The organism is Mesorhizobium sp. M7A.F.Ca.ET.027.03.2.1 (assembly GCF_003999175.1).
In the GTDB taxonomy this organism is placed as follows: Bacteria; Pseudomonadota; Alphaproteobacteria; order Rhizobiales; family Rhizobiaceae; genus Mesorhizobium.
Window position 1 is genome coordinate 1 of the sequence record NZ_RZOM01000405.1, and the last position, 5,009, is coordinate 5,009.

The 5,009-nt window shown below is 62.3% G+C and carries 4 protein-coding genes; all 4 read right to left on the reverse strand.

Annotated features, from left to right (window positions below):
• On the reverse strand, positions 1–562 hold a 562-nt coding region (locus EN750_RS18215; protein ID WP_145967753.1), incomplete at its 3' end, for an ABC transporter permease.
• Between the two features lie 9 nt (positions 563–571).
• Positions 572–1,531 carry an ABC transporter permease gene (locus EN750_RS18220; protein ID WP_127397242.1) on the reverse strand — a complete coding sequence of 320 codons (960 nt, stop codon included), beginning with the start codon at positions 1,529–1,531 and terminating at the stop codon, positions 572–574.
• Between the two features lie 15 nt (positions 1,532–1,546).
• The gene (locus EN750_RS18225) at positions 1,547–3,133 is read right to left on the reverse strand and encodes an ABC transporter substrate-binding protein (protein WP_127397243.1); all 1,587 of its coding nucleotides are present in this window, start codon (positions 3,131–3,133) and stop codon (positions 1,547–1,549) included.
• Positions 3,134–3,287: 154 nt separating this feature from the next.
• Positions 3,288–5,009 (reverse strand): CocE/NonD family hydrolase (locus EN750_RS18230; protein WP_127397244.1); only part of this gene is annotated, 1,722 nt, incomplete at its 5' end.

Consider the following 5,009-nt stretch of genomic DNA (forward strand, 5'->3'; position numbering starts at 1 on the left):
ATGCGTTGGGAAGGATCTCGCGGAAGATGATCCAGCCGCTGCCCTCACCACGCAGTTTCGCCGCCTCGACATAGTCCATGACGTTGATGTCGACGGCGACCGCGCGCGACAGGCGATAGACGCGGGTCGAATCCAGAATGCCCATCACCAGGATCAGCGTCACCAGATTGGTCGGCAGCACTGACAGCACGACGAGACCCATGATCAGCGTCGGGATCGACATCAAGAGATCGACGAGGCGCGACAGCAGCGTGTCGAACCAGCCGCCGAAGACGGCCGCCGAGAAGCCGAGGATGGCGCCGAGCGAGAATGACAGTGCGGTGGCCAGCACCGCGATGAACAAAGTGATGCGGGCGCCGTAGATCATGCGAGACAGAAGATCGCGGCCGAGATTGTCGGTGCCCAGCAAATGGGCAGCCGACATCGGTTCCCAGACGTCGCCGACGATTTCGCCATTGCCGTGCGGCGCGATCCAGGGGGCGAAGATCGCCGCCAGCACGAACAATGCCGTCAGCACGATCCCGATCAGCGCGGGGAGGGGGATGCGTTTGATATCGAGCATATCCGCCCCCTATTTCGGATGTCTGAGACGCGGATTGGCGACGATCGCCGCTATGTCCGCAATGATATTCAGGCTGATATAAACGGCGGCGAAGATCAGGCCGACCGCCTGCACCACCGGCACGTCGCGTTTGGTGACGTGGTCGACCAGATACTGCCCCATGCCCGGATAGACGAAAATCACCTCGACCACGACGACGCCGACGATCAGGTAGGCGAGGTTGAGCATGACGACGTTGATGATCGGCGCGATGGCATTGGGGAAGGCGTGCTTGCGGATGACGTTGAAGGCCGACAGGCCCTTCAGTTCCGCCGTCTCGACATAGGCCGACTGCATGACATTGAGGATCGCCGCGCGTGTCATGCGCATCATGTGGGCGAGCACGACCAGCGTCAGCGCGGCCGCCGGCAGAGCGATCGCCTGCATGCGCTCGCCAAAAGGCATGCCGTCATAGACGGTCGAGATGCCAGGGAAGATTTGCCATTTCACGGCGAAGAAATAGACCAGCACATAGCCGATGAAGAACTCGGGAAAGGAGGTCGAGGCCAGCGCCAGCCCGGAGATCAGCTTGTCGACCCAGCCATTGCGGTAGCGCACCGCGATCAGGCCGAGAATGATCGCCAGCGGCACGGCGACGATCGCCGCCCAGAAGGCGAGAAACAGCGTGTTCCACAGCCGTCCCTTGATCGACGTGGCGATATCCTGGCCGCTCGACATGGCGGTACCCAGGTCACCTGTCACCACCCCGCCGAGCCAGCGGAAATACCTGATATAGGCCGGATCGTTGAGGCCGAGCTGCTCGCGCAGATTGGCGAGCGACTCCGGTGTCGCCGATTGCCCAAGAATGGCTTGCGCGACATCGCCGGGCAGGATCTGCGTGCCGGCGAAAATCAGGACCGAAACGGCCAACAAGAGGAGAATGCCCAGCGCGATGCGCTGGGCAATCAGTTTCAGGATGGGTGAAGACATATCCGCAAAGCCGGCTCAGGCCTGCAGCCAGCACTTCGCCAAGGCGTAACCGTTCATCAGCTCCTGATGTGGATCGTCGACCCAGCCGTCGACCTTGGCGCCTGTTGCGTCGATGAACTGGTTGAACATCGGCAGGATCAGGCCGCCTTCGTCGCGGACCATGACAGCCATGTCGTGGTACATCGCCTTGCGCTTGGTCTCGTCAAGTTCGGCCCGGGCCGCCAGCACCATCTTGTCGAAATCCGGGCGCTTGAAACGCGTGTCGTTCCAGTCCGCCGTCGACAGATAGGCGGTCGAGTACATCTGGTCCTGCGTCGAGCGGCCGCCCCAGTAGGAGGCGCAGAAGGGCTGCTTGTTCCAGACTTCCGACCAGTAGCCGTCGCCCGGTTCGCGTTTGATCTCCAATTTGATGCCGGCCTTGGCCGCGCTCTGCTGATAGAGTTGCGCGGCATCCACGGCGCCGGGGAAGGCGACGTCGGAAGTCCGTAGCAGCACGGCCCCGTCATGGCCCGACTTCTTGAAGTGGAACTTGGCCTTGTCGGGATCGTATTTCCGTTGCTCGATATCGCTGAACAGCGGGTAGGAAGCGTTGATCGGGAAGTCGTTGCCGATCGAACCGTAGCCACGCAGGATCTTGTCGAGCATTTCTTCGCGGTCGATGGCCAGCTTGAGCGCCATGCGCAGATCGTTGTTGTCGAAGGGTGCGGTGTTGCAATGCGCGATGAAGACATAGTGGCCGGGACCCGCGTGGTTGCGGATGGTGACGCCCGGCAGGCGCTTGATCAGATCGACGATCTTTGGCTCGACGCGGTTGATCATATTGACCTGGCCGCCCTGCAGGGCGGCCGTGCGCGCCGTCGCATCGTTGATGACGATGATCTCGATCTGGTCGGCGTGGCCCATCTTGTCGCCCTGCCAGTAATTGGCGAAACGCTCGCCGCCATGGCGCACGCCGGGCTCATTGGTCGTGACCTTGTAAGGACCGGCCGAGATGCCTGCGTCGGCCTTGTCCTTGCCGCCATTCGGTTGGACGATCAGGTGGTAGTCGCTGAGCAAATAGGGCAGATCGGCATTGGCTTCCTTCAGGGTCAGCACGACTTCCTTGCCGCTGGCCTTGATGGTCTCGATGCCCTTCATGTAGCCGAGCGCGCCGGATTTCGACTTCTCGTCGGAATGGCGCTCAAGTGTGGCGGCCACATCCTCGGCGGTCACCGTCTTGCCGTTGTGGAATTCGACGCCGTCGCGGATCTTCAGCGTCCACACCTTGGCGTCGTCCGACGAGCCGATCTCCTCGGCGATGCGGTTCTCGAGCTTGCCTTCCGGCGAAAGCTCGACGATCAATTCGCCCCACATCTTGCCGAAGGCGAACGGCACCTGAGTCATGAACAGTGCCGGATCAAGGCTGTTGGTGGACTCGCCGCCGACAAGTCCGGCTTTCAGTGTACCGCCCTTGACCGGACCTGCCGCGCGTGCAGCGCTTGAAAGCAGCGAGTTGGCGAAGGGCGCGGAGATACCGAGCGCCGCCGCCCGGCCGAGAAAATCACGACGGCTCAGTTTGCCCGACGCGACACGCCGGCTAAGAAATTCCAGTTCGTTCGACATTTTGAGTTCCTCACTCTGTTGGTTCGACTCTGCGGTCGCTTTTCTTATTTCTTGTGAGGAGAATAATGACCGCAAGGGAAAGCGGTAAGCAAGACCGAATGCGACATGCCGTGGCGTAAATCGTACGTCGCAATTGGACCAATGAACTCGGTGCTCAAAGAAGCGCGCGCGGCACCTTCTCCTCGAAATTGCGCTCGAAGACGAGCGTTTCGTCCTCATAGGCCTCGATTCTGGCGCTGACGATGAAGTTTTGCGCGTCCGACCGCATTTCGGCTGTCGTTTCGGTGCGTACCGACCATCCGTTTCGCGACAGGGTCTGCGTCCAGTGCGTCTTCCCCGAGGCCGACAGCGGATCATCGGGGTGGATCGTCCAAGTCTCGCGGGCGATGCTGCCATTGGCCAGGCCATGAGCGAGATCGCGCACCTCGCCGAAATCATCAACGATGGAAAGCGTCACGATTCCCGTCTTTTCGTCACGATCGATATGGCGCTCGGAATTGCTGGCGCGGATCGTCTCCGTTGCCCAGGGAGTGGCACCTTCCGGCTCGGCGAACGCCGCTTCGTCGTCTCTCGCCAGCGGCCGCAGCGGCAAGCGGAGCGTCGCCGCCGACAAGGTCAGCCGGACCGGCTCCGGCGACGGCCAGATGGCAGGCCAATAGGCGTTCGAAACGGCAACACGCAGGTGGTGGCCGGCAGGCACGCTGTAGGCGCATTGATCGAGCACTACGCGCGCAGACACGGTTTCACCCGGCACCAGCGCCTCCGGGAATTCGTGCGAATTGCGGTGCGTCAGATTGAGTACGCCATAGGAGATCAACTCCGAGGCGCCGTCGGGATGCACATCGCAAAGCCGGACCGCGATGTTGGCCTGCGGACGATCAGCGGATAGCTGCAGCTCGACCTCCGGCGCTCCTACGATGTCGACCGGCTCGCTGAGTTCCGGCTGGTCGAAACACACCGACAGGGCATCGTCGGGGCGCTGATCGCCAGGCAGTTCGGGGCCGAAGGTGAAGGGAAAATACTCGCCGCCGGCCAGGCCGCAGCTTTGCGGCGAGGCAACGATGGAGGGTTTTTCCGTTGACGGGATCAGATCGACCGTTTGTGTCTTGATGTTGGACGATGGCCATTCCTGCTCCGCCACCCAGCGGCCAGGCCGCTCGGGGTGCCAGCGCGCTGGGCGCACGCTGTCCATGACATAGGCGCGGTAGGCCGGGTCGGACTCGACACCGGTGTCGACACCCTTCAGCCAGCGGTCCCACCAGCGCAGAGCCTCCTGCAGGAAGCCGATGGCGGGTTTTGGTCCTGCGTAGTGCGGGTATTTGTGGATCCATGGCCCGATAATGCCCTTGACCGGGGCTTCGATGTTGCTGGCCAGATGCGAGACCGTGTTGCGGTAGCCGTCATGCCAGCCGCCGATCGACAGCACCGCGGCTTTGACGGCGGAGAAATCCTCGCAGATCGAGCCGCGCTTCCAGTAGGCATCACGGTGCTGGTGTTTCAGCCACAGCGGCGCCAGGAAGGATTGGTTCTCCAGCCGGGTCAGCCACAGATCGCGCCATCTGTTGTCGCCGGCCAGCAGCGGGTCCGGCGGCCGCGACGAGTAGGACAGCATGGTCGAGGCCCAGCCGAAGTTCTCGATCAGCAGGCAGCCGCCCTTGTAGTGGATGTCGTCGGCATAGCGGTCGACGGTCGAGCATAGGCTGATCACGGCTTTCAGCGCCGGCGGCTGCTTGGCCGCCACCTGCAGGCAGTTGAAGCCGCCCCAGGAAATGCCCATCATGCCGACATTGCCGTTGCACCAGGGCTGGCTGGCCGCCCAGGCGATGACGTCGCAGGCATCCTGCAATTCCTGCTCGGAATATTCGTCGTCCATCAG

Bases quoted from the DNA above. Each gene is read 5' to 3' on its own strand.
- EN750_RS18220 (WP_127397242.1), bottom strand. From the start codon at position 1,531: ATGTCTTCACCCATCCTGAAACTGATTGCCCAGCGCATCGCGCTGGGC.
- EN750_RS18225 (WP_127397243.1), bottom strand. From the start codon at position 3,133: ATGTCGAACGAACTGGAATTTCTTAGCCGGCGTGTCGCGTCGGGCAAA.